Annotated in this window: 27 protein-coding genes; 12 read left to right on the top strand and 15 right to left on the bottom strand. The window is 64.5% G+C overall.

The window, feature by feature from the left end:
* Positions 1 to 126: 126 nt before the first annotated feature.
* The 5 genes from ACP15R_RS14830 to dctP form a co-directional block, all read right to left on the bottom strand.
* Positions 127 to 1566 (bottom strand): hypothetical protein, encoded by a 1440-nt coding sequence (locus ACP15R_RS14830; protein WP_424987212.1) that lies wholly within the window; start codon positions 1564 to 1566, stop codon positions 127 to 129.
* Positions 1567 to 1972: 406 nt separating this feature from the next.
* Positions 1973 to 2311: a TRAP transporter large permease subunit gene (locus ACP15R_RS14825; protein ID WP_424987226.1), complete on the bottom strand. Its 339-nt coding sequence runs from the start codon at positions 2309 to 2311 to the stop codon at positions 1973 to 1975.
* Positions 2311 to 2538, bottom strand: a complete 228-nt coding sequence (locus tag ACP15R_RS14820; RefSeq protein WP_424987211.1) for a hypothetical protein — start codon at positions 2536 to 2538, stop codon at positions 2311 to 2313. Before ACP15R_RS14820 ends, ACP15R_RS14825 begins: the two co-directional genes overlap by 1 nt.
* 4 nt (positions 2539 to 2542) lie before the next feature.
* A complete protein-coding gene (locus ACP15R_RS14815) occupies positions 2543 to 2671 on the bottom strand; it encodes a hypothetical protein (RefSeq protein ID WP_424987210.1) in 129 nt (42 codons plus the stop codon).
* Entirely contained in the window at positions 2668 to 3222 is a 555-nt protein-coding gene (dctP, locus tag ACP15R_RS14810) for a TRAP transporter substrate-binding protein DctP (RefSeq protein WP_424987209.1), read from the bottom strand. Before dctP ends, ACP15R_RS14815 begins: the two co-directional genes overlap by 4 nt.
* A 141-nt stretch (positions 3223 to 3363) precedes the next feature.
* Between dctP and ACP15R_RS14805 the strand changes: the two genes are divergently transcribed.
* On the top strand, positions 3364 to 3741 hold the full coding sequence (locus ACP15R_RS14805; RefSeq protein ID WP_424987208.1) for a RidA family protein: 378 nt from the start codon (positions 3364 to 3366) through the stop codon (positions 3739 to 3741).
* On the opposite strand, the gene ACP15R_RS14800 is transcribed toward ACP15R_RS14805, so the two are convergent.
* Positions 3656 to 4036 (bottom strand): LysR family transcriptional regulator, encoded by a 381-nt coding sequence (locus ACP15R_RS14800; RefSeq protein ID WP_424987207.1) that lies wholly within the window; start codon positions 4034 to 4036, stop codon positions 3656 to 3658. The two genes, ACP15R_RS14805 and ACP15R_RS14800, sit on opposite strands and share 86 nt — an antisense overlap.
* Positions 4037 to 4261: 225 nt before the next feature.
* Here ACP15R_RS14800 and ACP15R_RS14795 point away from each other — a divergent pair, with 225 nt between their 5' ends.
* From ACP15R_RS14795 to ACP15R_RS14780, 4 genes are read left to right on the top strand one after another with little or no spacing between them, the layout of a single operon-like run.
* Complete coding sequence (locus tag ACP15R_RS14795) at positions 4262 to 5350, top strand: extracellular solute-binding protein (RefSeq protein ID WP_424987206.1); 1089 nt, start codon at positions 4262 to 4264, stop codon at positions 5348 to 5350.
* A 21-nt stretch (positions 5351 to 5371) separates the two neighbouring features.
* The gene (locus ACP15R_RS14790) at positions 5372 to 6238 is read left to right on the top strand and encodes an ABC transporter permease (RefSeq protein ID WP_424987204.1); all 867 of its coding nucleotides are present in this window, start codon (positions 5372 to 5374) and stop codon (positions 6236 to 6238) included.
* A gap of 4 nt (positions 6239 to 6242) precedes the next feature.
* On the top strand, positions 6243 to 7085 hold the full coding sequence (locus tag ACP15R_RS14785; protein WP_424987203.1) for an ABC transporter permease: 843 nt from the start codon (positions 6243 to 6245) through the stop codon (positions 7083 to 7085).
* A gap of 13 nt (positions 7086 to 7098) precedes the next feature.
* Entirely contained in the window at positions 7099 to 8130 is a 1032-nt protein-coding gene (locus ACP15R_RS14780) for an ABC transporter ATP-binding protein (RefSeq protein WP_424987202.1), read from the top strand.
* Positions 8131 to 8173: 43 nt separating this feature from the next.
* Here the strand turns inward: ACP15R_RS14780 and speB are convergent, their stop codons facing one another.
* Positions 8174 to 9217, bottom strand: a complete 1044-nt coding sequence (speB, locus tag ACP15R_RS14775; protein ID WP_424987201.1) for an agmatinase — start codon at positions 9215 to 9217, stop codon at positions 8174 to 8176.
* Between the two features lie 106 nt (positions 9218 to 9323).
* On the opposite strand from speB, the gene ACP15R_RS14770 reads away from it, so the two are divergent.
* On the top strand, positions 9324 to 10250 hold the full coding sequence (locus tag ACP15R_RS14770; protein WP_424987200.1) for a LysR family transcriptional regulator: 927 nt from the start codon (positions 9324 to 9326) through the stop codon (positions 10248 to 10250).
* Positions 10251 to 10280: 30 nt separating this feature from the next.
* Here the strand turns inward: ACP15R_RS14770 and dmdD are convergent, their stop codons facing one another.
* Complete coding sequence (gene dmdD / locus ACP15R_RS14765; protein ID WP_424987199.1) at positions 10281 to 11090, bottom strand: methylthioacryloyl-CoA hydratase; 810 nt, start codon at positions 11088 to 11090, stop codon at positions 10281 to 10283.
* 23 nt (positions 11091 to 11113) lie between these two features.
* A complete protein-coding gene (locus tag ACP15R_RS14760) occupies positions 11114 to 12877 on the bottom strand; it encodes an acyl-CoA dehydrogenase (protein WP_424987198.1) in 1764 nt (587 codons plus the stop codon).
* Between the two features lie 111 nt (positions 12878 to 12988).
* On the opposite strand from ACP15R_RS14760, the gene ACP15R_RS14755 reads away from it, so the two are divergent.
* Positions 12989 to 14002, top strand: a complete 1014-nt coding sequence (locus ACP15R_RS14755; RefSeq protein ID WP_424987197.1) for a helix-turn-helix domain-containing protein — start codon at positions 12989 to 12991, stop codon at positions 14000 to 14002.
* 34 nt (positions 14003 to 14036) lie between these two features.
* Here the strand turns inward: ACP15R_RS14755 and ACP15R_RS14750 are convergent, their stop codons facing one another.
* Positions 14037 to 14987: a LysR family transcriptional regulator gene (locus tag ACP15R_RS14750; RefSeq protein ID WP_424987196.1), complete on the bottom strand. Its 951-nt coding sequence runs from the start codon at positions 14985 to 14987 to the stop codon at positions 14037 to 14039.
* Between the two features lie 150 nt (positions 14988 to 15137).
* On the opposite strand from ACP15R_RS14750, the gene pxpA reads away from it, so the two are divergent.
* The 5 genes from pxpA to ACP15R_RS14725 are packed head-to-tail and all read left to right on the top strand — an operon-like array spanning position 15138 to position 21017.
* A complete protein-coding gene (gene pxpA, locus ACP15R_RS14745; RefSeq protein WP_424987195.1) occupies positions 15138 to 15854 on the top strand; it encodes a 5-oxoprolinase subunit PxpA in 717 nt (238 codons plus the stop codon).
* 19 nt (positions 15855 to 15873) lie between these two features.
* A complete protein-coding gene (locus ACP15R_RS14740) occupies positions 15874 to 16929 on the top strand; it encodes a sugar ABC transporter substrate-binding protein (RefSeq protein ID WP_424987194.1) in 1056 nt (351 codons plus the stop codon).
* Positions 16930 to 16943: 14 nt separating this feature from the next.
* Positions 16944 to 18482, top strand: a complete 1539-nt coding sequence (locus tag ACP15R_RS14735) for a sugar ABC transporter ATP-binding protein (protein WP_424987193.1) — start codon at positions 16944 to 16946, stop codon at positions 18480 to 18482.
* Positions 18479 to 19483 (top strand): ABC transporter permease, encoded by a 1005-nt coding sequence (locus ACP15R_RS14730; protein ID WP_424987192.1) that lies wholly within the window; start codon positions 18479 to 18481, stop codon positions 19481 to 19483. Before ACP15R_RS14735 ends, ACP15R_RS14730 begins: the two co-directional genes overlap by 4 nt.
* A 46-nt stretch (positions 19484 to 19529) precedes the next feature.
* Positions 19530 to 21017 carry an amidase gene (locus ACP15R_RS14725; RefSeq protein ID WP_424987191.1) on the top strand — a complete coding sequence of 496 codons (1488 nt, stop codon included), beginning with the start codon at positions 19530 to 19532 and terminating at the stop codon, positions 21015 to 21017.
* A gap of 74 nt (positions 21018 to 21091) precedes the next feature.
* Here ACP15R_RS14725 and ACP15R_RS14720 read toward each other — a convergent pair whose 3' ends face one another.
* Genes ACP15R_RS14720 through ACP15R_RS14700 form a run of 5 tightly spaced genes read right to left on the bottom strand, consistent with a single transcriptional unit; the run spans position 21092 to position 26861 of the window.
* Positions 21092 to 21664, bottom strand: coding sequence for a peroxidase-related enzyme (locus tag ACP15R_RS14720; protein WP_424987190.1), 573 nt, complete (start codon positions 21662 to 21664; stop codon positions 21092 to 21094).
* 56 nt (positions 21665 to 21720) lie between these two features.
* Positions 21721 to 24024 (bottom strand): molybdopterin-dependent oxidoreductase, encoded by a 2304-nt coding sequence (locus ACP15R_RS14715; RefSeq protein ID WP_424987189.1) that lies wholly within the window; start codon positions 24022 to 24024, stop codon positions 21721 to 21723.
* A 59-nt stretch (positions 24025 to 24083) separates the two neighbouring features.
* A complete protein-coding gene (locus ACP15R_RS14710) occupies positions 24084 to 25289 on the bottom strand; it encodes a mandelate racemase/muconate lactonizing enzyme family protein (protein WP_424987188.1) in 1206 nt (401 codons plus the stop codon).
* Positions 25290 to 25320: 31 nt separating this feature from the next.
* On the bottom strand, positions 25321 to 26112 hold the full coding sequence (locus ACP15R_RS14705; RefSeq protein WP_424987187.1) for an IclR family transcriptional regulator: 792 nt from the start codon (positions 26110 to 26112) through the stop codon (positions 25321 to 25323).
* A complete protein-coding gene (locus ACP15R_RS14700) occupies positions 26109 to 26861 on the bottom strand; it encodes an IclR family transcriptional regulator (RefSeq protein WP_424987186.1) in 753 nt (250 codons plus the stop codon). Before ACP15R_RS14700 ends, ACP15R_RS14705 begins: the two co-directional genes overlap by 4 nt.
* Positions 26862 to 26915: the final 54 nt, after the last annotated feature.

Genomic DNA, 26915 nt, shown 5'->3' with positions numbered 1-26915 from the left:
TGTCCGTCGCGGCAGGGTCGGCAGAGGCCAGCCGTATCGTAGAACATCGACCGGAGGGGCGACAAGCGGCGTCAGACGTGAAAAGGCCCCGGACAGATTTGCCGGGGCCTTTGGGTTGGCGCGGGATCAGCCGCGCGCGATGGCGTCGGGGGTTGGCGGCAGCCCGGCCGCATCATGACGCCGCGCGGCGGTGCCGGGGTTCGGCACATTGTCCGCATGGGTGATCACGTCGGGCTCAAGATCCCAATACAGCATGTCCAGCCCGTCGATCTGGTCGTCTTCGTCCACCCGCAGGCCAACCGTTGCCTTGAGGATCACCGACAGCACCAGCGCCGTCACCACGCCGGTGCCGACACAGGCGACGATCCCCACCAATTGCATCACCAGCGAGATTTCTCCGTGTTGAAAGGCATAGGCACCCTCTTCGATGCCCAGGTATCCGCCCCGCGGGGTGCCGGCCTTGAAAATGCCGAGAAACACCATGCCCAGCGACCCGGCCCCGAGGAACAGCGGGAACAGCTTGTGCTCGTCAATGCCGCGCTTCAGGGTGAATTCATAGACCGCATAAGCCGCCAAGGGGGCGATCAGCCCAAGGATCAGCGCCTGCCACGGCAGGTAGACATCAAAGCCCGATGCCCCGGCGACGTAACCGGCAAGCGGACCCAGCAGGGTGTAGGCGTAGTTCCGCGAGTAATACGCCAGGACCAGCCCGGTAATCGCGCCCCCGGCCCAGACCAGCGCATAATTGTTGAGCGCCACGCCAACACTGGTTTCCGCCATGGTCACGCTGACCGCCATGGCCTCGGGATCAAAGAAGAACAGGCAGGACAGGATGACCGTCGGCAGCCCGGCAAAGATCAGCAGCAGGCCCGGCGCACAGAGCCCGATGCTGGGCGCGAGATAGGCCGAGACGCGCGGGTGCGGTTGCATCATGCCGGGGCGCGGGCCGAGCATCGGGCCAAAGACCAGGATCATCCCCGCCGGGAACATATAGACAAAGCCGACGCCAAAGAAATCGTGGAACCCCATGTTGGTCAGCGGCCCGACCGATCCCCAGGTCGCCAGGCTCAGCGCCGATGACACCACGGTGGCGACCACGCAGGTGATGTAATAGGCGGCGGGCTTCATCCGTTCGGCAACCGAGAAATGCAGCAGGATGTTGATGATCCCGGCAAAGACCGCGAGGAAAAAGACAAAAATCTGAAAGGTGTTGAGGCCGGGAAAGATCGCCGGGTCGACATGGTGCGCCAGGCTGTTGGTCATCGCGCCGCCGATCCACCAATCCTTGATGGAATCCATCAGCGTGCCGTCGACCATGATGTAATATTGCGCCGCCCAGAACCCAAAACCGATGACGTAATAGGTGGCAAAGCCCAGGAAAAAGCCCAGCGTCTTTTCGATGGTCGAGTTGAACAGGTTCTTGCGGCGGGCGGTACCGGCATCGATCATCAAAAGCCCGACCACGACCAGGATCGCCCCCACCGTGCCGGATGCATAGAGCAGGTTCTGCACCAGCGAGTTGAGCGTCACCTGTTCGGCGTAGATGGTACTTATGTCCAGTGACATCTTGTTTTCCCTCTTGGTTTGTTCGAATGCCGGGCTTTGCCGGGCGGTTATTGGCGGGCACCGGGCGGTTCCACGGCGGCAGGCCGCCAAAGAACCAATGCCCGCGACATGCGGACCAATTTTGACATATTGGTCAAAATCACGCCTGCATGATGCAGGGAAAGCGCGATTTTCCAAAGCGAATTCTTCACACGGGGAAAAATATTTGCCCAATGGGTGCGAAATTTTCACATCCCCGCGCAGGGCCTGTCGGTGGCGGTCGGCAATATCCGCGTCAGTTCAGGTGTTTATGTGTATCTGCCAGTTCCTGATGCGGAAAACGGTGAATGCGCCGGCATCTGGCGGAGCCGGCGCGAAATTGGTCTTGTTTTCCGCCGGGGCCACCGGTTTTCCAGGAACCGGGTGGTCATTGGCGTCCCCACCGCCGAATCCGGACGGCAGGGGCGTGGCCGCGCCTTCTGTACAGCAGATTGGGCAGGACCATGCTGATCATCGGCATATAGGTCAGGATCAGCAGCGCCACCATCATCAACAGGATCACCGGCAGCCCCAGCCCCCAGGCCGCCTGCCGCAGCGCCGCGAGGATGCCCGCCAGTGTCGGCAGCGCGTCGCGCGGATACCCTTTGCGCGCGGAAAACCAGCTGGCATAGGCGATCAGGAACCCGCCGATCAGCAACGCGGGCAGCAGCCCGGCGGCAAAGAGCTTGCCCACGGAGGTGCCGGTGACGCTGCCCGCCGTGGTGATCAGGCCGAAGGAAACGCCCGGTCATAGCCGGCCTTGACCATCGCCGGGTACAGGATCGACATCAGGGAAAAGTTGTTCATCCCCGAGAACGTCCGCATCGGCACCAGCACCGGGTCGAGCCCGCCCCAGAAATAGAAGGCCGGCGCCACCGCGAGCGCCAGCGCGGCAAAGATCGGCGAGCCAAACAGCAGCAGGCCAAAGAAGACGGGAACATGTGCACCAACCATCGGGTCAGGCCTCCGCGGCGACGAGGATCAACCCCGTGACCAGCGTGTTCTCGATCAGATCGAAAATCCGGTTCAGCCAGGTGATCATCGTCGCCCCCTTGTGTCGCGGCCCGTGGTCGTGCGGTTGGTTCACTCACCCTTGGCAAGGGCAAGCGCCTTGTCCATCAGCGCGGGCGTGACCTTGTCGCGGAAATCCGCATAGATCGGCTGCGAGGCTACGACAAAGGCGGCACGGCCCTCTGGGCTGAGCTCCTGGATGGTGATCTCGCCCTTGATCCGGTCGATGATCTTGGCCTCGTCCTCGCTGGTGAATGCGCGCGCCGCGTCGCGGCCCACGATCATTGCGGCGTCGTCCGACAGCAGGAAGGGCAGGTCGAACAGGTACATCTGTTCGTTGAAATTGGCCAGGTTGCCGGTGGGCGGGATGGCGATATGCACCAGGCCCATCTGGGTCTGCTCGATGATCTCGACATCACCGCCCAGCTGCGCGGCGGGCCGGATGTTGATCTCGATGCGCCCGTCCGAGTTCTGTTCGACCTCGTCCTTGAACACCATCGCGGCGCGGGCGTTGGGGGTGTCCTCGGTCAGCACAGGGGCAAGGGCAATGCTGCAATCCGCCGCCTGGGCGGCACCGGCCAGCGCGGTCAACAGCGCCAGCTTCATGGTTCTGGTGAATGTTGTCATCGGGGTCTCCTGTTGGTTTGGTGTCGGTTGTTTCCTGGGGTTGCGGGGTCAGGCCAGCGGTGCCTGTCCCAGCATGTCGGGCCCCGATCCGATCGCCTAATTTACGTCCAGACTGACGGCAAACAGCGATAGGAGTCCCCAATGCCTCACCAAACCGAAGCCCGCCTTGACGAGATGGGGATCAGCCTGCCGCGACGGCCGAAACCGATCGGCAATTACCTGCCCGGCGTGGTGGTGGGCAACATGCTCTGTACCTCGGGCACGCTTGGCACGCAGCCGGATGAAAACGACAATGACGTGCTGCCCTATGTGGGCAAGGTCGGCTCGGATCTCAGCATCGATGAAGGCTATGCGTCGGCGCGGTTGCTGGCGATCAATCACCTGGCGATGATGAAGGCGGTGCTGGGCGATCTGGACCGGGTGAAACGCATCGTCAAGATGATCGGCTATGTCTCGTGCGCGCCGGGGTTCTGGGAGCCGCACCGGATGCTGAACACAGTTCTGAAATCTCGCCCTTGACCATGTCGATCTGGTCGAAGATGACGGAGAAATGCGCCGCCGCGATCCGGCCCGCCTCGGTCAGCTCGACCCCGGTGGCACGGCGTTCCACCAGCGTCCCGCCGAATTCACGCTCAAGCTTTGCCAGCTGGCGGCTGATCGCCGAGGGCGACACGTGCAGCCGGTCCGCCGCAAGCCGCAACGAGCCGAGCCGCGCCACTTCGAGGACATACTGAAACGCCACCAGGTTGGTCATCACGCGCCCACGCTCGCCCGTGGCGCAGGCCGCGCCAATTGCTTCCGCCCCGGCGATCATGCGGGCGGCGTGACCGCTTTGGCAAGGGTCTGATCCGCTGCGTGCCGGGTCCGTTTCCGCCCAATTGCGCGGCAGGGCCGCAGAAAACCGCCGCATCGGCGGGCGGCGTGATAACTTGCATATTTCTGCAAGTAAGCTTCAATTCTTTGCCATTTAACACAAGCGGTAATTCCGGCGCACTGGCGCAAGACAGCCGCCAAGGCGCATTTAACCGGGAGAGTATCCGTGACCAATTTCTTGACCAGACGTCGCCTGTTGAAAACCGGCGCGGGGGCCGCCGCGCTGTTGGCGGCGCCGTCGATCCTGCGCGCTGGCGACATGACATTCGCGGGCAAGGAGGTCCGCCTGCTGACCTGGTCGGACAATACCGGGCTGGCCATTCTGGAGAACATCGCCAAGCCCTTTGAAGAGGCCACCGGCGCGCGGGTGATCGCGGACCGCACCGGCTCGACCTCGGAGATGGTGGCCAAGCTGCGTGCCACCGGGGACCGGGCGCAATACGATGTCATCACCCTTGCGGGGGTGGGGGCGGTCGAACTGGCGGGGGACGGGCTGTTGGCCAGGCCGGACCTGAACCAGCTGCCCAATCTCGCGGATGTCGACCCGCGGTTTCGCACCGGCGCGGACGGTCATGGCATCGGATACCTGTTGTGGACCGGCGGGCTGATCTACAACACCCGGACCTTTCCCGAGCCGCCGACAACCTATGCCGAGATGTGGGACAGCGCCCATGCGGGCCGCCTGTTCCTGCCGCCGGCCACGTGGACCGATGCGCTCGACACGATCTATGCCACCGGCAAGCTGCTGGGCGGCGACGGCAGCAATGCCGATGCGGCCTTTGCCAAGCTGGCCGATCTGCGCCCCAATATCCTGACCTTTGGCGAAAATCCGGCGCAGCTGTCGGAACTGTTCCGTTCCGACGCGCTGGATATCGGCGGGGTCTATGCGCCGGCCTTCTTTGCCGACGAGCTGGCCAATCCCGGGGCATCGAACATGGGGGCCACCTATGACGTGCAAGAGGGGTTCTTTGCCGATCTGATGTATACCATCATGCCGCGATCCAGGCCCGGCGCCGACGATGTGGTGCATGCCTTTATCAACTACACGCTCGACCCCGCGGTGCAGGGGGTGATGGCCGAAGCCGTGCTGAACGGGCCGGTGAACCAGAAGGCCGAGATGAGCGAGGCCGCCAAGGCCAGCCCCTTTATCGTCAAGCCCGAGCAGCTGAGCGACAAGGCGATTGTCCACGACAAGAGCTTTATCGCCGATATGCGCGAAACCTGGATCACCCGTTATCAGCAAACGCTGTCCTGATCCCCAGACCGGACCCGGCGCGTGTCTCCGACCACATTGACCCGCAAGCAGGCGCTCGCCTTTGCCGCGCCCGCTTGTGTTGCCTTGCTGCCGTTCCTGGCGGCGGCGCTGTATATCCTGCGGTTTTCGCTGTCGGCGGAGCAGGGGGTGATTGAAGGGGTATCGCTGCGCGCCTATCGCGACCTGATGACCCCGTTTTTTGGCCGCTCGGTCTGGCTGACGCTGCGGCTGGCCTTTGTCGCGACGGTGATCGTGATGGTGCTGGCGGTGCCGCTGGCCTTTCTGCTGACCAGCCTGCGCGGGGCGCTGTGGCGGCGGTTGCTGACGGTGACCATCCTGCTGCCGATGATCCTGAACCTGCTGGTGCAGGCCTATGGCTGGATCCTGCTGCTGGGGCCGTCGGGGGCGCTCAACAGCGTGCTCAGATCGCTGGGCGTGATCGAGCGGCCGCTGTTCCTGTTGTTCAACGAGACCGGGGTGCTGCTGGGCCTGGTCCAGACCTCGCTGCCGCTTGCGGTGTTTCCCATCGTCAGCGCCGCGCGGGCGGTGTCGCGGGAACATCTCGAGGCCGCGAGTTCGCTCGGGGCCGGCCATTGGCGCATCCTGCGCGACGTGACGCTGCCCTTGCTGCGCCCGGCGCTGGTGGGGGCGGCGTCGATCGTCTTTGCCTTCAACGCCAGCGCCTTTGCCATCCCGCTGCTGCTGGGCGGGCGTCGGGTCCAGATGCTCGGCGTGGCGATCCGCGACATGATCTCGCCCTTGTTCAACTGGTCCGGCGCGGCCGCTGCGGGCATGATCCTGATCCTGCTGACGGTGCTGGTGCTGGTGCTGTCGGCCTGGCTGGTGCGGATGACCACCGAACGCACCGCCGACCGGACCCGGAGGTAACACCATGCGCATCGCACTCTTGCCCACCACCGGCGGTGGCAGCTATCGCGCGACGCTGCTGATCCTGGCGACGCTTGGTATCCTGGTATCTGCGCTGCCGGTGGTCGTGGTCACCATCATGTCGTTTTCCGCCTCGGACAGCTCGGGCTTTCCGCCAGAGGGCTATTCCCTGCGCTGGTATGGCGAGGTGGCGCGGATGTTCACCGAAGAAGACCCCTCAAGCGCGCAATCGGTGCTGGGATCGACGCTTGCCAGCCTGCTGGTCGCGGTGATCGTCATGGGGGTTTCGACCGGGGTCTGCATTCCGCTGGCCTATGCGCTGGCGCGGGGCGAGCGGCGGGTGCGCGCGGGGATGGAGCTGTTGTTCACGCTGCCGCTGGTGTTTCCGCTGGTGATGCTGGGCATTGCCTTCCTGCTGATCGCCGAGAGCCTGTCGGTCGATCTCGGCATCTGGCGCATCGCGATTCCGCATATCGTGCTGGTGCTGCCCTTTGTGCTGCGCAATTGCCTGAGCGCGATGAACGGCATCAGCGTCGAGATCGAAGAGGCGGCGATCTCGCTTGGGGCCTCGCCGTTGCGCGCGATCCGGGATGTGGTGATTCCGCTGATGCGGGCGGGCATCCTGGCCGGGCTGATCTTTGCCCTGATCATCAGCTTCAACGAATTCACCATCACCTTTTTCATGTACACCATCGATGTCAGCACCCTGCCGATCTGGATGTACAGCCGCACCGTGTCGTCGCTGGACCCATCGACGCTGGCGCTGTCGGTTTTCATCATTGCCGCCGATGTCCTGTTGATCGTGCTTGTGGACAAGCTGATCGCGGGCAAGGGCAATCTGTTCTGAAAGGAGCGCGACGATGCGCGACACCCATCTGCATATCGAGCGGATCTCGAAATCCTACGGCACCGTGCAGGCCCTGAGCGAAGTGGACCTGCAAGTTGCGCGCGGTGCCTTTGTCTGCCTGCTGGGGCCGTCGGGCTGTGGCAAGACCACGCTCCTGCGGATCATTGCCGGGTTCGAACAGGCCAGCAGCGGGCGGTTGCTGCAGGATGGCAGCGACATCACCGCCATGGCCCCGCACCGGCGCGGGTTCGGCATGGTGTTCCAGTCGCTGGCGCTGTTCCCGCATATGTCGGTGGCCGAGAACATTGCCTACGGGTTGAAACTGCGCAAGGCGTCGCGCGCGGAGCAGGCGGACCGGGTCGAAGAGCTGCTGACGGTGATCGAACTGCCCCATATCGCGGACCGCCCGGTCTCTGCCCTGTCCGGTGGCCAGCGGCAGCGGGTGGCGATTGCCCGCGCGCTGGCGATCCGCCCGAAACTGTTCCTGCTGGACGAGCCGCTGTCGGCGCTGGATGCCAAGCTGCGCGACAACATGCAGATCGAACTGCGCCGCCTGCAACAGAGTTTCGGCGTCACCACGGTGCTGGTGACCCATGACCAGACCGAGGCGCTGATGCTGGCGGATGAGCTGGTCGTGCTCAACCAGGGGGTGGTGCAACAAACGGCGAGCCCGACCGAGGTCTATCGCAATCCGGCGACGCCCTTTGTGGCGGATTTCATCGGGGCCGCGAACCTGTTGCCCGCCACGGTGACGTCGCTTGGCACGCTGGGGATCCTGGGGCAGGATACCGGCCTCGCGGTTTCGCAGGCCCCGGGCAGTACCCTGCAAGCCGCGGTGCGCGCCGAGGCGATCACCCTCGAACGCGGCGCGGAAACCGGCACGGTGTCGTTTGCCCGCGATCTGGGCCCGGTGATGGAATGGCTGGTCGAGACGCAGGGCCACGAGATCCGCGTGCGCGGCGCCGGCGGTGCCGCCCCGGCGCAGACCGGCGACCGGGTGGGGCTGCGTTTTGATGCCGAGCGCATTACCGTCTTTGCCGCCTGACCCGCTTGATCCAAGGGGGAAACAGGCAGCAGGCGGCGTTGGATCAGAGCGGGCGCAGGGCGGGGGAAAACTGCATCAGGCTGAGAATTTCAAACAGCATCTGCGCGCCGTTCTGTGCGGTGTTGCTGGTGGGGTCATAGGCGGGCGCGACCTCGACCACGTCGCCCCCCACGAAATTCAGCCCCTTGAACCCGCGGATCAGGGTCATCGCCTCGCGCGTGGTCAGGCCGCCGACCTCGGGCGTGCCGGTGCCGGGGGCAAAGGCGGGGTCGAGGCTGTCGATGTCAAAAGACAAATAGGTCGGCCCATCGCCCACCACCTGCCGGGCCATGGCGATGATCTCGGGCAGGCGGGCTTCGGTGATGTCGCGGGCCTCGATCACGGTCATGCCGGACAGGGTGGAGAACTCCCAGATATAGCCCGCCGCGCCGCGGATGCCGATCTGGATGGTGCGGTCGGGATCCAGCACACCGTCAAGCACCGCGTTGCGGAACGGCCCGCCATGGTGGAACTTCTCGCCTTCGTAGGCACCGCCCGTGTCGCAATGGGCATCGATATGGATCATGCCGACCGGTGTCTCTGCCCCCAGCACACGCAGGATCGGATGGGTGATCGAATGATCGCCGCCAACCGCCAGCGGGATCACGCCCTGGGCGTGAACGGATTTGAGAAAGGTTTCGATATCGGCGTGACTCTGGGCCAGGTCAAAGCGGCTGGCAAAGGGCACATCGCCAATATCCGCCACCGCCATCTGGTGCAGGGGCGCGGTTTCCAGCGCGTCGTTATAGGGGCCGACCCGTTCGATCGCGCGCAGCGCCCGGGGGCCGAAACGCGAACCGTTGCGGTTGGTGACACCCAGGTCCATCGGCACACCGTAAAGCGCCACCTGGATATCGGCCAGGGCATCGGCGGCGGCTTGCGGCGCGTCAAGCAGCGTCGGGATCCCCGAATAGGGCGCGGGGCGGCGGCCGCCCTCGCTGAATATCCGGTCGGCGATCTCGCGGTATTTCTCGGTATGGATGGTCCCGCCATCGGCCTCTGCGAATTGCGCACGCAACTGTGCCAGCTTGTCTGCCCGGATGCTCACGTTTTTCTCCCTTTCCTGTCCCTTGTGTTTTCCCGTGGATCGTTACTTTTTAAAACCTGCAAATAAGAAACCTTACTTGTAGCCAAATGCAACTGACGGGGGCACCATGGCGCGACGGAAAATCGTATTCTCGGGCAATGTGACGGATGCGGATATCAAGCTGATGCGCGTGTTCAAGACGGTGATCGACTGTTCCGGCCTGTCGGCGGCCCAGGCCGAGCTGGGCGTGGGGGCCTCGACCATCTCGCGCCAGATCTCGGACCTTGAAACCCGGCTGGGCGTGCGGCTGTGTCATCGCGGGCGCGGCGGGTTCTCGTTGACCCAGCAGGGCAAGATCGCCGAGGCGCATATCGACCGGCTGCTGGCCGCCGCCGACGAGTTCAGCACCAATATCGCCCAGCTGAACAAGAGCCTGGTGGGGCAGATCAAGATCGGGATGATCGACTATACGGTGATCGATCCGCGCAATCCGCTGGTTTCGGCGATCCGCGCCTTTCGCACCCGAGCGCCCGATGTGAGCGTCAACCTGATGACCGGAACGCCCGCCGAGGTCGAGCGCGGAGTGATCGACGGCAGCCTGCATATCGGCATCGTGCCCGATTACCAGCGTCATCCGGGGCTTGGCTATACCGAGCTCTACAGCGAGGAGGTTGGCCTGTATTGCGCCGGCAACCATCCGCTGGCGCAACGTCTGCGTGCAAAGGAAACGCTGCGCCGCGACCAGGTGGTCGAATACCCGCTGGTCCACAGGGGCTATTTCGAAAGCGAGCGGCTGCGCGAGTTGAAACGCAGCTTTCCGGTGGGCACCATCGCGCATCAGACCGAGGCGGTGCTCGCGCTGGTGGGCTTTGGGCTATATCTCGGATTCTTTCCCGAACATTGCGCCCGCACCACCCAGTTCGACTTTATCGAGGTGATGCCACGCAGCTTTGGCTATGCCACGCCAATCATGGCGATCTGGCGCACCGACCGGCTGCAATCGCAGATATTGCAAGAGTTCCTTGACCTGGTGCGCGCACCACAGGGCGCATGAGCGCGGCGCGCACCGGCCTTGCGCGGGGTCTCAGCCCTTGGGCCGGACGCGGTCGGCGGTCTTGTTGGCAAAAGCCTCGAGCCGCGCGCGGGCGGCGGGCTGGGTGTTGACCACGCCGCCGACCACCGCCTCGGCATAGGCCGCATCCATGCCCGACATGTTGTTCAGATGGCTGATCGCGGAGCAGATGGCAAAGTTGGTCAGGGGCAGGTTTTGGGCGACCTTGTCGGCAATTTCGATTGCCTTGTCAAAGCTCTGGCCGTCCTCGACGATATATTGCGCAAGGCCCAGGTCAACCGCTTCTTGTCCCTGATAGACACGGCCCGTCAGAATCATGTCGATCATGCGGTACTTGCCGATCATGTCCGACACGCGGATGGTCGCGCCGCCGCCGGTAAAGATGCCGCGCTGGCCCTCGGGCAGGGCGAAATAGGTGCCGGGATCGATCACCCGCACATGCGCGGCGCTGGCCAGTTCCAGACCGCCGCCGACAACCGCCCCCTTGAGCGCGGCGACGATCGGCACCCCGCCATATTCCATCTTGTTGAACGCCTCGTGCCAGCGCAGGCAGACATGCATGAAATCATCGGGGCTGCGGTCGGCCTTCCAATGTTCGATCAGGTCGAGACCGGCGCAGAAATGATCGCCTTCGCCCGCCAGCACCACCGCCTTGACACCCGCCAGCCGCGCGCCGGAAAAGAACCGGATCAGCTCTTCGATGGTGGCCACGTCCAGCGCGTTGCGCTTGGTCGGGCGGTTCAGGGTCACCACGTACAGGCCATTGTCCCGCTCGGAAATGGCAAGGCGTTCATAGGTGTCGGGGTTCACGACGTCGTTCATGGCTCGAGTCCTTTCAGAGAGGGTCATTCGGGAAAATCGGCGGCCAGGACGCTGGCGGCACCGGTCAGGATGCGGGCCTGTTCGGCCTGGCATTCCGGCAGGATATGCTGGGCAAAGAACAGGGCGGTGGTGATCTTGCGGGTCATGAACGCGGGGTCGCGCCCCGCGTCCAGCGCGGCCTGCGCCGCCAGCGCCCCCTTGGCGAGCTTCCATCCGGCGGCCAGAGTCCCGGCCAGCATCAGGAAGGGCACCGCCCCGGCAAAGGCCGAGTCGATGTCGCGGCGGCTGTGTTCGAGCATCCAGTCGAGCGTGGTTTCGAACGCGCCGCGCGCCTCTGACAGCGCCTTGCCGATGCTCTGCGCGGTGTCGTCACCCTGCCCGAGGGCGGCTTCGGTTTCCGCGATCCGCTCCGCGAAACGCCGCGCGGTTTCTCCCCCGTCGCGCATCACCTTGCGGCCCAGCAGGTCGTTGGCCTGGATCGCCGTGGTGCCTTCATAAATCGGCAGGATACGGGCATCGCGATAATGCTGCGCCGCGCCGGTTTCCTCGATGAAACCCATGCCGCCATGGATCTGCACACCGGTCGAAGCCACCTCGACCGCGCGTTCCGAGCAAAACCCCTTGACCAGCGGCACCATGAATTCGGCCAATGCGGCGGCCTGTGGATCCGTGCCGTGATGCGCCATGTCCAGCAGCCCGGCCGTCGCCGCCGCCATGGCCCGCCCGCCCTCGGTCAGGCTGCGCATTCGCAACAGCATCCGGCGCACATCCGGGTGTTCGATGATCGCCACCGCATCCCTGGCCGAGCCGTTGACCGGGCGGCTCTGGATGCGTTCGCGCGCATAGGTCAGCGCCCGCTGATAGGCCCGTTCCGAGATCGCGATGCCCTGAACCCCGACGGCAAAGCGCGCGGCATTCATCATGATGAACATGTATTCCAGCCCGCGGTTTTCCTCGCCGATCAGGAACCCGGTGGCGTCGTCATACTCCAACACCGCCGTGGGGCTGGCGCGCACGCCCAGCTTGTGCTCGATGCTTACGCAGGTCACCGCGTTCCCGGCACCGGGTTCACCGTTTTCGTCCAGCAGGTTCTGGGGCACGATGAACAGGCTCAGACCCTTGGGCCCCGCCGGGGCATCGGGGGTGCGCGCCAGCACCAGGTGAATGATGTTCTCGGTCAGGTCATGGGCACCATAGGTGATGAATATCTTGGTTCCCGAGACGCCATATGTGCCATCCTCGCGCCGCAGCGCGCGGGTGGCCACGCGCCCCAGGTCGCTGCCTGCCTGCGGCTCGGTCAGGTTCATCGTGCCCGACCAGCGCCCGGCGATCAGCGGTTCGAGATAGGCGGATTTCTGTTCCTGCGACCCGGTCAGCAACAGCGCCTCGATCGCGCCATCGGTCAGGAGCGGGCACAGCCCAAAGCTCATATCCGCCGCGTTCAGCATCTCGACCCCGGCGGCCCCGACCGCCCGGGGCAAGCCCATGCCGCCATATTCCGCCGGATGGGTCAGCGCCTGCCAGCCCATTTCGACAAACTGCGCATAGGCCCGGGCGTCGCCCTCGGGCATGGTCACGCGCCCGTCGCTGAACCGTGCGCCAACCGCGTCCCCGATATGCGACAGGGGCGCGATCTGCTCGCTACAGAACCGGGCATAGCCGTCAAGCGCCGCCCCGATATCGGCAAGGTCGAAATCGCGATACTCCGCCATCGCCGACACCTTGTCCCAATGTGACAGGTGCTCGATACAGAACATCAAATCCTGTACGGGGGGATGGTATGACATGGGGGGCTCCTGGCCAATGACTATGGTTTCGCGTCATCTATCCGCCCAATCGCTTGCCGATAATCTCATTCTTTGCCAAAAATGTATCGGATCACGCCAAGAGGGCCAATCGTGACCAATCATGACCCGATATCCCTGACCACGGTGTCGGCCGCGTTCATCCAGGACTGGCTCGATGCGCTGCGGTCATGCTGTCCGCCTGATGTCATGGGCTCGCTGCTGCGGCGCTCGGGGTTGCAGGCGGGGCCGATGATGCCCGGTCAGCGGATCACGCTGAACGAGATCGCGCGTCTCTACCAGCTCGCCGCGCCCGAAACCGGGGACGAGATGATGGGGCTGTGGAGCCGGCCCATCCGGCCCCGCGCCCTGCAGCATCTGGTCACGGTTCAGCGCGAAGCGGGTAGCCTGACCTCGGCGCTGTATCGGTTCTCGACCTATTGGAACCTGTTGCTCGACGATTTCCGGCTCGACCTGCACCAGGATGGCGGCGATCTCGAACTGGCCCTGACGCCCTATGAGCCGGAGACACGTCCGCAGCGCTTCGGGCATATGCTGTTGCTCAAGCTGGCCCATGGGCTGTTGTCGTGGCTGGGCGGGTTCGAGCTGCCGGTCAGCGAGGTGCGTTTTGCCTTTGCCCGCCCAATGTTTGCCGCCGATTACGCGGTGGTCTTTCCCTGCCCGGTGCGGTTTGCGGCGCCCCGGACCAGCATCCGTTTCGACCCGCGTCACTTTACCCGGCCGGTTGCGCGCAGCCCCGCCGAGGCGACCGCGTTCCTGGAGCGGGCCCCGCTTGACTGGATGTTCACCGGCTCGCGCGCGCATACCTGTTCCTTGCAGGTGCGGGCCTTTCTCTATGGCGCGGCCTGGCAGAGCTGCCAGTTGCCCGAGGCGGCCACGGCGTTGAAAATGGCACCGCGCACGTTGAACCGGCGGCTCAGGCAGGAAGGCACGTCGTTTCAGGACATCAAGGACGCGCTGCGCCGCGACATGGCCATTCGCGCGCTTCAGCAGGGCAACGACAGTATCGAACAGATCGCCTTTGAAACCGGGTTTTCTGCGCCGGCGAATTTTCACCGGGCCTTTCGCAAATGGACCAACCGGACACCGGGCTCGTATCGCATCTGAGTGGCCGAAGTCGATGAAACCGCCCGGCGCAATTTCAGACCTGCGGATGATGCGATGGGCGCGGATCGGGCGGGGTCTGGTGGTCGATGCCGAAAATCTGCATCAGGAAATCCACGATGGCGCGCGGGGCCGGACCAAGAGGAGCCTGCGCGTTCCAGCAGACGCCGATCATCATCTGTGGAACCACGCCTTCGGTGATGTCCGATGTTTCGATACGCTGCCCATCGAGCGACCATGGCCGATAGACCATGTCCGACAGCACGGTGATGCCCATGCCCGAGGCCACCATGGTGCGCACCGCCTCGACCGAGCTGGTTTCAAAGGCAATGCGCGGTGACACCTGCCGGTCTTGCCAATAGCGGATCTGGGTGTTCTTGGCCTCGTCCACCGTGAGCAGGATATAGGGCTCGTCCTCGATCACCGACAGGGGCAGGTCATCGCGACCGGCCAGCCGGTGCCCCGAGGGGAGCCAGAGCCGCCGTTTCGATTGCACCAGCGTCACGTGATCCAGCAGCGCGCGCTCGCCCAGGTTCGATGTCAGGATGATCGCGAGGTCGAGCCTGCCCTGTACCAGCTCCTGTTCGATCACGTCCCGGCGATCTTCGCACAGCGACAGGTCTAGCCCCGCAAACCGCCGTTTGACGCGGGCCAGCACCGGGATCGCGAAATACCCGGCGACCGTATAGCTCATCCCGATCCGCACCCGGCCCCGCAGCCTGGTCTGATCATCCGCGCTCAGGTTCATCGCCTCATGCGCTACCGCCAGCAATTCCTTGGCATGACGCAGGAACCGTGTTCCCGCCTCGGTCAGCGCGACACCCCTGGGACGGCGTTCAAACAGCTGCACCCCGAGATTGGCCTCCAGATCCCGGATCGCCGTGGTGACCGCCGATTGCGAGACGTTGAGCTCCACCGCGGCGCGGCTGACCTGACCGGCCTGTGCGGCGGCGACAAAATACCGGGCGTGTTTGAGGGTCAACTCCATGCGACCTTAGGTATCTGAATTTTCGATACCAGGCGAGAGAAATTAATATTTTACCGAGGTGGTTGGCGCGGATAACCTGAAAGAACAACAAGAAATCATCGCGTTGACGCAGATGACCCGCCCTGGCGGAACAGGAGGCCCGTATCTGAAATGCTGTTGAATTGCGATATGGGCGAGAGCTTTGGGATCTATTCTCTGGGGGCGGATGCCGCGATCATGCCCCATATCGATCTTGCGAATGTCGCCTGCGGTTTCCATGGCTCGGACGCCAATCACATGTCCGCCACCGTGCGTTTGGCGATCCGGCACGGGGTGGCCATCGGCGCGCATCCCTCGCTGCCCGATCTGCAAGGGTTCGGGCGGCGCGAGATGGCGATCGGGCGCGAGGAATTGCGCAACGTCATCCTGTACCAGGTCGGCGCCCTGACGGCGTTCCTGCGGGCCTCGGGCGCGCGGCTCAGCCATATCAAGCCACATGGCGCGCTGTATGGCATGACCGCCCGCGATCCCGAGGCCGCCGGGGCGATGGCGGATGCCGCCGATGTCTTTGACGTGCCGATCATGGGCCTGGCCGGGACATTGCACGAAAGCGTCTATACCGCGCGGGGTCACGCATTCTGGCCCGAGTATTTCGCCGATCTCGATTATGACCCGCAGGGCAAGCTGGTGATCACGCGGACCCATCCGCAGATCGACGCCGCGCTGGTGGAAGCCCGCGTGCATGCCGCGCTGGAGGGCCGGTTGCTGACCCGCGACGGGGGCGAATTGCCGCTCAGGGCCAGCACGATCTGCATCCATTCCGACACGCCCAACGCGGCCGACCTGTCCAGGCGGATCGCGCGGATCCTTCAGAACAAGACACGATAAACGCAACCGGGAGGCTGCCATGCCAGATACCAAGCCCAATTCAATCTCTTCGATCCTGCACTTTGCCGCGCATCTTGCGCTTGCCGCATCCCTTGCGGGCGGGGCGCATGCGGCGGAGAACGCCGCCGAAAAGGTGATTGCCTTTGACGAAACCGGTGCGCCCTTTGCCACGACCCGGCGCTTTGCCTATCTGACGGAATGCGTCCAGAACGCCTATTGCCAGCAACGCCTGCGCGGGATGGAGGACGCGGCAGCGCGGTTCAATTTCGAATTCCAGACATTTGACGCGAATTTCAACCCGGCCGAACAGCTCAAGCAGGTGCAGAACGCCGCCGTGGGCGATTTTGACGCCTACATCCTTGGGCCGACCGCCGCCGCGCAATCCTGCAACATGTGGAAGCAGTTCCTGGTGCCCACGGGCAAGCCGGTGGTGACGGTCGACCTGCCCATGTGCGGCGACACCGACCATACAGCCGGGCTGGCGGGCACGGTCACGATGCAGCGGCAGGCCTATTTCGACGCGCATGTGGAAAACGCCTTTGCCTCCTGTTCCGAACCTTGCGAGGTCGCGGCGGTTGGCGGGTTTGTCGGCTCGGATCTCTATAACCTCTGGACCCGGGCAATCGAAAACGGCGTGGCCAAGTATCCGAACGCCCGGGTTGTCGTGGAACAGGCGGGGAATTTCGATCCCGGCACCGCCTTGCGGGTGATCCAGGACGGCCTGTTGGCACATCCCGATATCTCGGTGGTGATCTCGTCGTGGGATGACATGACGCGCGGGGTTGTTCAGGCCGTGAGCAGCGCCGGCAAGACACCGGGTGAGGATGTGCGTATTTATTCGGTCGGCGGCACAAGTGACGGTATTTCGCGGGTCAGGTCGGGCAGCTATTCGGGCACCACGATCCTGCTGCCTTACGAAGAGAGCTATTACGGGGCGGTCGCGGCGGTGATGGCGGTTCAGGGCGAGGCCCCCAACGGCTATATCGACGAGGCCAGGCTGCCGGCGGTGACCGGGGGGCCGGGCACCATCTTTATCGATGCCGGCAACGCCGACAGCTTCACGCCACGGTTCTGACAGGGGATCGCGAGGTGCAGGCCGAGACCATGTTCACTACCGCCGATCCGGCGGCCCCCATCGTGGAAATGCGTGGCATAGGCCGGCGTTTTCACGGGATCGCGGCACTCACGGATGTGGATTTCGCGGCCATGCCTGGCGAGGTTCACGCGCTGATCGGGGAAAACGGCGCGGGCAAATCGACGCTGATGCGCATCCTGGCCGGGGCCGATCAGGCGGATCAGGGCAGCCTGCGCTGTGCTGGCCGCGATCTGGGCCGGGGCGCGGGTATCCGGCGGCATCGCGCGGCGGGCGTCGCCACGGTCTATCAGGAATTGATGACCGTGCCCGAGATGACGGCGGCGGCGAACGTGTTCCTTGGTGCTCCGCGGCAACGGGGGCTGATGCTCTTGCGCGATGACATGGACGCCGCGTTCGGTGCGCTCTGTGCCCGGCTCGGTGTCGAAATCGAGCCCGGCATTCGGGCGGCGGCACTGTCGATTGCCGAGCGGCAGACGCTTGAAATCATGCGGGCGCTTGCGACGGATTGCCGGGTTCTGATCATGGATGAACCGACCGCAGCGCTTGGCGCTTCCGAGCGCGACCGGCTATATGCCATCATCGGTGAATTGCGGCGCGGCGGGGTGGCGGTGATCTATATCTCGCACGACCTGGACGAGGTGCGCCAGCTCTCGGACCGGATCTCGGTGATGCGCGCGGGCCGTCTTGTCGCCAGCGCGCCGACCGGGGAGTGGAACAAGGCTCGGATGGTCGAGGCAATCGCCGGACAGCAGATCGACCCCGTGGCGCGCCGGTCGCGTTCCGGTCTTGGCACCGAACCGGCGCTGCGGGTTCAGGGGCTGAGCATTCAGGGCAAGGTTTCGGACATATCCTTTTGCCTGCGGCGAGGAGAGATATTCGGCATTGCCGGGCTGGTCGGGTCCGGGCGCAGCGAGATCCTGCGGGCGCTGGCGGGGGATGATCCCACGGCCAGCGGCACGATCGAGATGAATGGCCGGTGCGGCCCGTTGCCCGGCTCGGTGCGCGCGGCGATCCGGCGCGGCATCGCCATGGTGCCCGAGGATCGCAAGGCCGAGGGCTTCGTGCCGCTGCTGGACGGGGCTACGAACCTGTGGCTGACCGACCTGAACGCGGTCAGCATGTGGGGGCTGGTGCGCAAACCCACGGCGCTGCGCCGCGCGGGCGAGGAATGTGGTGCAATCGGCTTTGCGCCGGAAAACCTGGGCAAGGAGGTGCGGGACCTGTCCGGCGGCAATCAGCAAAAGCTCGTGATCGGCAAATGGCTGCATATGCAACCGGCGATCCTGTTGCTGGATGAACCGACGCGGGGCGTGGATATCGGCGCGCGGGAAGACATCTACCGGGTGATCGGCGCATTGGCGCAATCCGGGCTGAGTGTCGTGCTGGTCTCGTCCGAGCTGGAAGAAGTGTTGAAATATTCCGACACGGTTGCGGTGCTGGCCGCGGGACGGTTCCAGAGCATAGCCCCCGCCGCCGGCAAGACCGTGCAGGGCACGCTCAGGGAAATTTTCTTGGTTGAGGAAACGCAATGACCCCGTCAAACGAGACCCAAACCGCCCACATCGCCGGTGCAACCGTGGCCGGGCGCCCCCGGCGCGGCGGTGCCAACGGGCTGACTTTTCTTCAGAACCATGCGGTTGCGATCATGACATTGATCCTCGTGATCGGCGTGACCCTGGCCAATCCGAATTTCCTGTCCTACCTGAACCTGGCTAACATGCTGTCGCAATGGGCCCCGGCGGGGTTGATGGCGGTCGGTATGACCTTTGTGGTGATCGCCGGCGGGTTCGACCTGTCGATTGCCGCGATCTTTTCGCTGTCCTCGGTGGTTGCCGCCATTGCCGCCGAAGCGATGGGCGTGCCAGTGGCCCTTGTCGCGGCCCTTCTGGTGGGCGGGCTGGTCGGGGCGGTCAATGCCAGCCTGATCGCCCGGCTTGACATCAACCCGTTCATTACCACCGTCGGCACCGGATTTATCGTGACCGGAGTGACCTTTGTGGTGACGGGCAATGCGGCGTTCTTTGTGTCCGCGCCGGGTTTTGGCGTACTGGGTGCCGGGCGTCTGATGGGGTTCCCCTATTCCGGGATGCTGCTGATCGCGGTGCTGATCCTGTCCGCGGTCATCCTGCACAAGAGCGTCTTTGGCCACCAGGTTTTCGCGGTGGGCGGCAATCCCGAGGCCAGCCGCCTGTCCGGGCTGAACGTGCCGCTGGTGATCGGCAGCACCTATGCGCTGCTGGGGGCGCTGGCGGGGCTGGCCGGTCTGATCTCGGCGTCACAGCTCAGTTCGGCGCAGGCGGTCATGGACCCCAACATCCTGTTTGATGTTCTCACCATCGTCATTGTCGGCGGCACGCCGCTGGGCGGCGGGATCGGCAGCATCTGGCGCACTTGTGTCGGGCTGATCCTGATCGCGACGATCAGCAACGGTTTCGTGTTGCTCGACATCAGCCCGTCCTACCAGAACATCATCAAGGGCTGTCTGATCGTCGGTGCCCTGGCACTTGATTCACTCCTCAAGAGACTACGCTGAGCCAGTTGCGCCAGCCATTGCAGTTTTGCAGAAAGGAAAGCCTGAAATGCCCTCAACCCCGATAGATGTCGAAGAGCTCACGATTGCCGGGATGCATGCCGCCCTGCGCGCCCGAACCTATACCAGCGCCGAGCTGGTGGCCGCCTATCTGGACCGGATCGACCGGATCGACCGCAACGGGCCGGCGCTGAATTCGATCATCACCGTCAATCCCAAGGCGATGGAGGTGGCCGCCGATCTGGACCGCGAATTCAACGAGACCGGCGGGTTTCGCGGGCCGCTGCACGGGGTGCCGGTGCTGGTCAAGGACCAGGCCGAAACCGCCGACATGATGACGACCTTCGGCTCGATCGCGCAGGACGGATATGTGCCGGCGCGTGACGCGACGCTCATCACCCGGCTGAAAGAGGCCGGGGCGATCATCCTCGGGAAAACCGCCTTGCCGGATTACGCGACATCGTGGTTCGCGTTCAGCTCCAAGGCGGGCGAGACCAGAAATCCCTATTCGCTGGCGCATGATCCGGGCGGGTCGAGCGGTGGCACCGCCGCCGCCATCGCCGCGAATCTGGGGCTTGTGGGCATCGGTGAAGATACCGGCGGATCGATCCGGCTGCCCGCCAGCTTTACCAACCTCGTGGGGGTGCGGGTGACACCGGGCCTGATCAGCCGCGATGGCATGTCGCCGCTGGTGGTTTTCCAGGACACGGCGGGGCCGATGACCCGGACCGTGACCGATGCGGCGATCCTGCTGGACAGCCTGATCGGCTATGACGCGCGCGATCCCTATACCAGCGCCGCGCTGATTGCCGATCCCGGCGAAAGCTATACCCGGTCGCTCGATGCGGGGGCGTTGAACGGCGCGCGTCTGGGGGTGGTGCGAAACGCCTTTGGCAGCGCGGATCTGGACGGTGCGGCGGCGGTAAACGCGGTGATCGAATCCGGCCTGGCGGCGGCACGCGGGGCGGGGGCGGACTGTGTCGATGTCACGATCCCCGACATGATTGATCACATCATGGAAACCTCGCTTTACCTCACCCACTCGCGCAACGACATCAATGCCTTTCTGGCGGCGCGGCCCGACATCCCGGTGTCGAGCCTCGAGGAAATCCGCGAAAAAGAGCTTTATGACCCGGTCCTCGACCTGCTGATCGAGATCTTTGACGGCCCGGTCAAACCAACCGACGACCCCGACTATTACCGAAAGCTGGCCGCGCGCGACCAGTTCCAGCGGCTGGTGGTGGGGATCATGGCCGAGAACCGGCTGGATGCGCTGGTCTTTCCCTCGGTACAGGTGCCGCCCCCCACCAAGGCGGATGTGCGCGAGGGCAAACACCAGGTCCTGACCTTTCCGACCAACACCCTGATCGCGTCGCAGACCTGGATGCCGTCAATCGCGGTTCCGGCGGGCTTTACCGATGACGGGCGTCCGGTGGGCATGGAAATTGTTGTCTTGCCCAATCACGAGCGCGATCTGTTCCGGCTGGGCTATGCGTTTGAACAGGCCACCCAGGTCAGGCGCGCCCCGAACCTGTGACAACGAACCGTGTCGCGGGCGGCACATGAAGGACCGGGCAGGCAGCGGATGCCTGTCCGGCCAAGACCCGCCGATCAGCCGCGACCCATCATATAGAACTCGTCATTGGGGCGCATCGAGGTGACGTTTGCCATCCGGTTGGACAATCCGAAAAACGAGGTCACGCCAGCGATGTCCCAGATGTCTTCGTCGCTGAACCCGTGGCTGTGCAGCGTTGCGAAATCTTCATCCCCGACCGCGCGGGCGTTGTTGGACACTTTCATGGCGAAATCCAGCATCGCCTTTTGGCGCGGGGTGATGTCGGCCTTGCGATAGTTGGTGGCAACCTGGTCCGCTATCAACGCGTCCTTGGCGCGGATCCGCAGGATCGCGCCATGGGCAACGACGCAATACAGGCAGTTGTTGTCGTTGGAGGTGGCGACGATGATCATTTCCCGGTCGGCCTGGCTCAGCCCGCTGTCCTTTTCCATCAGCGCATCGTGATAGGCCATGAAGGCCCGGAACTCGTCGGGGCGGTGGGCCAGGGTCAGGAACACGTTGGGAATGAAACCGGCCTTTTCCTGAACCCCGAGGATGGTATCGCGAATGTCCTCGGGCATGTCGTCAAGCGCGGGCACGGGAAAGCGGCTGATGGGTTTGTCGGCCATGGGAAATCCTTTCGGCTGATCGTCAACGCCCGGTATGGCACCGGGGTTGCGGTGGGTCATATACTCTGTTCTTCGATCTGTTTCAGATAGATGTCGTGGCTGTCTGTCGGGTCCGCCGTTGCCGGTTCCACATGCACCATGCAGGTATGGGCAGAAGGACCCTGGCCCCAGCCCGATGACGGGATGTCCAGCGTCAGCACGTTCGGGTTCCCGGCGAGATCGAGTCCGGTCCGCCCGTCCGGTGTCAGCCAGGCCCCGACCGGCAGCACGACAACCCCGCGACCCAGGTTTTCCGTCAGGCTGGCGGTGGCCAGGCATTGCCCGCGATCGTTCCAGAGACGCACGGTATCGCCGTCGCCGATCTGGCGGGCGCGGGCATCTTCGGGATGGATGCGCAGCTGTTCGCGCCCGTTGCGCCGGTGGGCGAGGCTGGCGGGGCCGGTGTCCAGCTGGCTGTGCAGGCGGCCCTGTGGCTGGCTCGAGAGCAGGTGGAGCCGCCCGTCCGCCGCCGGCATGCCCAGCCATTCCGCCGGTTCCATCCAGGTGGGATGGTCCGGGCAATCGGGCAATGCAAGCGCGGCGAGCCGGTCGCTGCCCAGCACGATCTTGCCGCTCTCGGTGGCGAGCGGGTGCTGCTCGGGCTGTTCACGGAACCCGGCCAGATGCACGTTGTCCCGCTTGACCGTGACGCGGGCGCTGCCGCGGGCCCAGAACGTGTCGAAATCGGGCATGGTCACGCCATGGGCGCGGCGTTCATACGCGGCGCTTGTGTCATAGAGGTGGCGGATCCACGCCATCTCGTCGCGCCCCTCGGTAAAGTCCGCCTGGACGCCAAGATGGCGGGCCAGGTCGCTGAAGATCCGGTAGTCCGAGCGCGCTTCGCCCATCGGCTCGATGGCCTGGTGCATCGCCACGTAGACATCCGACCGTTTGGTGCCGGAAATGTCGTTGCGTTCGAGCGAGGTCGAGGCCGGCAGCAGGATATCGGCACGCCGGGCGGTGGGGGTCATCATCGGGTCCTGCACGATGATGGTTTCCGGCCGGTTCCACGCCTCTTGCAGGCGGTTCAGATCCTGGTGGTGATGATAGGGGTTGCCCCCCGCCCAATAGACCAGCCTGATATCCGGATAGGTCCGCGTTTCGCCCTGATAGCTGAACCGCGCGCCCGGCGAGAGCAGCAGGTCGCTGATGCGGGCCACGGGGATAAAGCTGTCGATGGGTTTCCGGCCTTGTGACATGGCCGGTGACACCCCGGTGCCAAACGGGCCGCCGATGCCGTTGAGCGAGCCATAGCCATAGCCCACGCCGCCGCCGCGCAGCCCGATCTGTCCGATCATCGCCGCGAGGCCCAGGGCCGCCCAATAGGTATGTTCGCCATGATGCGCCCGTTGCAGCGCCCAGCTCAGCGACAGGAAACTGCGGGTTTCGACCAGCGTCTGCGACAGGGCGCGGATATCGTCCGCAGGCAGGCCGGTGATCTCGGCGGCCCAGTCGGCGGTTTTCGCGACCCCGTCGCTCTTGCCCGCAAGGTAGCCGAGGAACCGCTCCGCGCCGCTGGTGCAGCGTTGCAGAAACGCCTGATCATGACGCCCGGCGCGCAGGATTTCACCAGCCATGCCAAGCATCAGCGCGGCGTCGGTATTGGGGCGGATCGGCCACCATTCGGCCTGCATCCAGTCGGGCATATCCTCGCGGCAGGGCGACACGTGGATGATGCGCGTGCCCGCGGCCCGCAGCTTGCGCAGCGTTTCGGGCAGGCCATGCACCGGTGCGCCGCCGGCTTCGACCTGCGCGGTACGCGGCGAAAGCGCGCCAAACACCACGAGGGTCTCGGTGGTGCCGATCAGCGTGTCGAGCGTGGTGGCGCGCCCCATGCAGGCATCCGCATCGCCCAGCACATGCCGCAGGATCGCCGGGCCCGCCGCGATCGAATAGGTATCCACATGGCCGGTATAGCCGCCCACCAGATTCATCAGCCGCTTGAGCAGCGTCGCGGCATGGTGAAAGCGTCCGCAGCTGGTCCAGCCGTAAGACCCGGCAAAGATCGAGGCATTGCCGTGATCCCCGGCCACCCGGTTGATCTCGGCCGAAACCAGCGTCAGCGCCTCGTCCCATTCGATCGGAACAAAGCGGTCATTGCCGGTGCGTTCCCGGTTGGCCGCCCCGCCGCCGGGCCGCCAGCCTTCGCGCACCATCGGCCGCAGAACGCGGCGCTCGGGTTTCGTCCATTCCGGGACCGAGCCGACGATCGGCGAGGGGTCCGGGTCGTCGGCAAAAGGCTCGCTGCCGACGATCCGGCCATCTTCCACCAGCAGGGTATAGGCGCCCCAATGGCTGCAATGAGGGATACGTTTGCGCATCGCTGCGTCTCCTTCATATGTCCCGGCCGCGACCGGCAAGGCAGGTATCCGCGCCGGGGTTACGACAGGGTGATGACGTTGGAATGGGCGCGCAGAAAGGTTTCGTCAAGATCGAGACCAAGCCCCGGCGCATCGGGCACCGCAAAGCGGCCCTTGACCGGTTGCAGGTCCTGCTGGCAGATGTTGCGGTTGCCGGCCAGCGTGGAATAGATGTGGTGTTCGTGGATCTCGAAATTCGGGATCGAGGCTTCCACATGCAGCGCCGCAGCGGTCGAGATCGGCGTGCCGCAGACATGACCCTGAACCGTAACCTCGTGAATATGCGCCATGTCGCAGACCTTTTTGCCTTCGGTGATGCCGCCCACCAGGCAGAAATCCGGCTGGATCATGTCAAAGGATCCGTCTTCGAGATACTCGCGGAACTGCCAGCGGGTAAAGATGCGTTCGCCACCGGTCATGCGGGTGCCTGGCATCCGTTCCTTCAGCCGTTTCGCCGGGATCGCGTTGTTGTAGTTTACCGCCTCTTCGACCATGAACAGGTCAAGATCCGCAAGCGCCTCGACCAGCCGTTGCCCGCCGGTCAGCGAGGTCAGCGAATGCAGTTCGAGGATCAGGTCGATATCCGGGCCGATGGCCGAGCGGATGGCCGTCATCCGGGCCACCGTCCGGTCCACGATCTCGCGGGTCAGCGCGCCCTTCAGGCTGAGCGGCGACTGGATCCCGAGCTCTTCGTCGATCATCACCGGATCGACCTTGATCGCGTCATACCCCTCGTCGACCGCACGCTGCGCCGCGGCGGCGTATTGCTCGACCGAGCCACAGGGGTCCATGCCGTCATTCCAGCCGAACTGGGTCTGGCTGGCATAGGTGCGCAGGTTGTCGTTGATCTTGCCGCCCAGCAGCTTCCAGACCGGCATGTTCAGCGCCTTGCCCATGATGTCCCAGCAGGCGATGTCGATCGCGCTCATCGCGCCGTTGACCACCGGCCCGCAGGCCCCACCCCAGAACGTGTGCCGGGTCAGCGCGTCAAAGATGGTCTCGCGCTCGAACGGGTCGGTGCCGATGACAAAACCTTCGACAAAATCCCGCAGGGCCCCGACACCGCCGTGATGCGCCGCGCCATAGGCCAGCCCGACCTCGCCGATGCCGGTGATGCCCTCGTCGGTCATCAGCCTGAGGATGATCGGCCGCCAACCGGTCTTGGTGTTGTGCCGTTCGGACAGCACGATGTTGGCGCTGAATATCTCTGCGGATACAATCTTCACGTGGGTTCTCCTGGAAATGTAGCGATTGGTGTTATCCCGAGCCCAGGGCGCGGGATACGGACACCACCGGCAAGAGCGTTTTTTCGACAAAGCCGTTTTCGTCCGAACCGGCCATGGGTGCATGTGCGGACACGCCGGCCACCACCTGGGTTTCCCGCATCACCGGGCAGGCGAGGGCCATCAGCCCGGGCGAGCTTTCCTGTTTGACCAGCGCATATCCGCGGGCGCGACACAGGTTGATCTCGTCGATGATCTGCCCGGGATCGGTCAGCGACCAGGGCGTCAGCGCCGTCAGGTCGGCGGTTGCCAGATAGGCTTCGACCTCGGGCTGGGGGCGCTGCGACAGGATACAGCGCCCGCTGGCGGACAGGTGCATCGGGATTTTCTTGCCGGGCAGGGTGTTCTCGAAATTGCCCGCATAGCCGGGCAGCCGGTGCACATAGATCATCGACCGGTCCAGCGGGATCGACAGCGACACGCCGACGCCCAGGGATTCCTTGAGTTTGACCAGGTGCGGCCATGCGCGTTCCGCGAACTGGTTGCGCGACAGGTAGGCAAACAGCAGGTCGACCGTCTTGATCGTCAGGCGATAGCGTTTCGAGTTCGGCTCGCGCTCGGCATAGCCGGCTTCGACAAGGGTCGAGACCAGACGTTGCAGCGTCGGCACGGCCAGCCCGGTCTTGCGCGAAATCTCGGTGAGCGACAGCGGGTCCGGGCTGGTTGAAAGCGCGTCGATCACCCGGAATCCGCGCTCGACCGAGGTCAGGTATCGCGGGTCCTGTTTCGGTTCCGGTATCGCATTGTCGGTGCCGTGATGTTTCATGACAGGTTACATGCCCCGATGGCCCGCGTCGCCTGTTTCACCGCCTCGCCCAGGGCGCGCCGCTGGTCGAGATCGGCAAAGGCCGAGGCCGGTCCGCCAAGGATCACCGCGCCATGCACCCGCCCGTCGGCGGAGACAACCGCCGAGCCGACCGAGGCCGCACCGGGCAGAACTTCGCCATCCTGGTAGGAATAGCCGTCCTGGCGCGCCAGGTCGATCGCGGCGCGGATCGCCGCCGGGTCGGTTTCGGTCTTGGGCGTGATCTTTTTGAATTGCGAGGCGGCGATGATCTCTTCGCGCGCGTCCTCGGGCAGGGCCGCCAGGATGGCGCGCCCCGAACTTGTGCTGATCGCGGGCCAGCGGCGGCCCAGCGGTGACAGGTTCAGGCGCTCTTCCTGGGACGGGATGCGCGACAGGTACACGATCTCGGTGCCGTCCAGCACCGACAGATGCGTGCGGGTTGCCACCCGTTCGGCCAGATCGATCAGGTAGGGCGTCGCCGTTTCCAGGAGCTTGTTGTTGCGCAGAAAGCCATAGACCGGCCCCAGGCAGGAACGCCCCGGCACATAGCGATTGCCCGCGTCCGCGCGCTCAAGATAGCCGAGCCGTTCAAGCGTATACGTGCTGCGCTGGACCGAGCTTTCTGTTTCGCCGGTGGCGGCGGAAATGTCCCGTACCGTCATCGACTCGATGGGTTGCTGAAATGTTTCAAGCACATGCAGGGCCTTGAGCAGCGCATTGGAACTCATGTCGGGGCACTCCTTTCACCCACAGAATGACGCTATTGATACACAATGTGCAAG

The organism is Microbulbifer sp. S227A, from assembly GCF_049800935.1.
This window is presented reverse-complemented; position numbering and strand designations above follow the sequence as displayed.

What these genes read in the sequence shown, in the direction of transcription:
- ACP15R_RS14830 (WP_424987212.1), bottom strand. Translation starts at nt 1,566, where the DNA reads ATGTCACTGGACATAAGTACCATCTACGCCGAACAGGTGACGCTCAAC.
- ACP15R_RS14820 (WP_424987211.1), bottom strand. Translation starts at nt 2,538, where the DNA reads ATGGTTGGTGCACATGTTCCCGTCTTCTTTGGCCTGCTGCTGTTTGGC.
- dctP (WP_424987209.1), bottom strand. Translation starts at nt 3,222, where the DNA reads ATGACAACATTCACCAGAACCATGAAGCTGGCGCTGTTGACCGCGCTG.
- ACP15R_RS14805 (WP_424987208.1), top strand. Translation starts at nt 3,364, where the DNA reads ATGCCTCACCAAACCGAAGCCCGCCTTGACGAGATGGGGATCAGCCTG.
- ACP15R_RS14800 (WP_424987207.1), bottom strand. Translation starts at nt 4,036, where the DNA reads ATGATCGCCGGGGCGGAAGCAATTGGCGCGGCCTGCGCCACGGGCGAG.
- ACP15R_RS14785 (WP_424987203.1), top strand. Translation starts at nt 6,243, where the DNA reads ATGCGCATCGCACTCTTGCCCACCACCGGCGGTGGCAGCTATCGCGCG.
- ACP15R_RS14780 (WP_424987202.1), top strand. Translation starts at nt 7,099, where the DNA reads ATGCGCGACACCCATCTGCATATCGAGCGGATCTCGAAATCCTACGGC.
- ACP15R_RS14770 (WP_424987200.1), top strand. Translation starts at nt 9,324, where the DNA reads ATGGCGCGACGGAAAATCGTATTCTCGGGCAATGTGACGGATGCGGAT.
- dmdD (WP_424987199.1), bottom strand. Translation starts at nt 11,090, where the DNA reads ATGAACGACGTCGTGAACCCCGACACCTATGAACGCCTTGCCATTTCC.
- ACP15R_RS14760 (WP_424987198.1), bottom strand. Translation starts at nt 12,877, where the DNA reads ATGTCATACCATCCCCCCGTACAGGATTTGATGTTCTGTATCGAGCAC.
- ACP15R_RS14750 (WP_424987196.1), bottom strand. Translation starts at nt 14,987, where the DNA reads ATGGAGTTGACCCTCAAACACGCCCGGTATTTTGTCGCCGCCGCACAG.
- pxpA (WP_424987195.1), top strand. Translation starts at nt 15,138, where the DNA reads ATGCTGTTGAATTGCGATATGGGCGAGAGCTTTGGGATCTATTCTCTG.
- ACP15R_RS14740 (WP_424987194.1), top strand. Translation starts at nt 15,874, where the DNA reads ATGCCAGATACCAAGCCCAATTCAATCTCTTCGATCCTGCACTTTGCC.
- ACP15R_RS14730 (WP_424987192.1), top strand. Translation starts at nt 18,479, where the DNA reads ATGACCCCGTCAAACGAGACCCAAACCGCCCACATCGCCGGTGCAACC.
- ACP15R_RS14725 (WP_424987191.1), top strand. Translation starts at nt 19,530, where the DNA reads ATGCCCTCAACCCCGATAGATGTCGAAGAGCTCACGATTGCCGGGATG.
- ACP15R_RS14720 (WP_424987190.1), bottom strand. Translation starts at nt 21,664, where the DNA reads ATGGCCGACAAACCCATCAGCCGCTTTCCCGTGCCCGCGCTTGACGAC.
- ACP15R_RS14715 (WP_424987189.1), bottom strand. Translation starts at nt 24,024, where the DNA reads ATGCGCAAACGTATCCCTCATTGCAGCCATTGGGGCGCCTATACCCTG.
- ACP15R_RS14705 (WP_424987187.1), bottom strand. Translation starts at nt 26,112, where the DNA reads ATGAAACATCACGGCACCGACAATGCGATACCGGAACCGAAACAGGAC.
- ACP15R_RS14700 (WP_424987186.1), bottom strand. Translation starts at nt 26,861, where the DNA reads ATGAGTTCCAATGCGCTGCTCAAGGCCCTGCATGTGCTTGAAACATTT.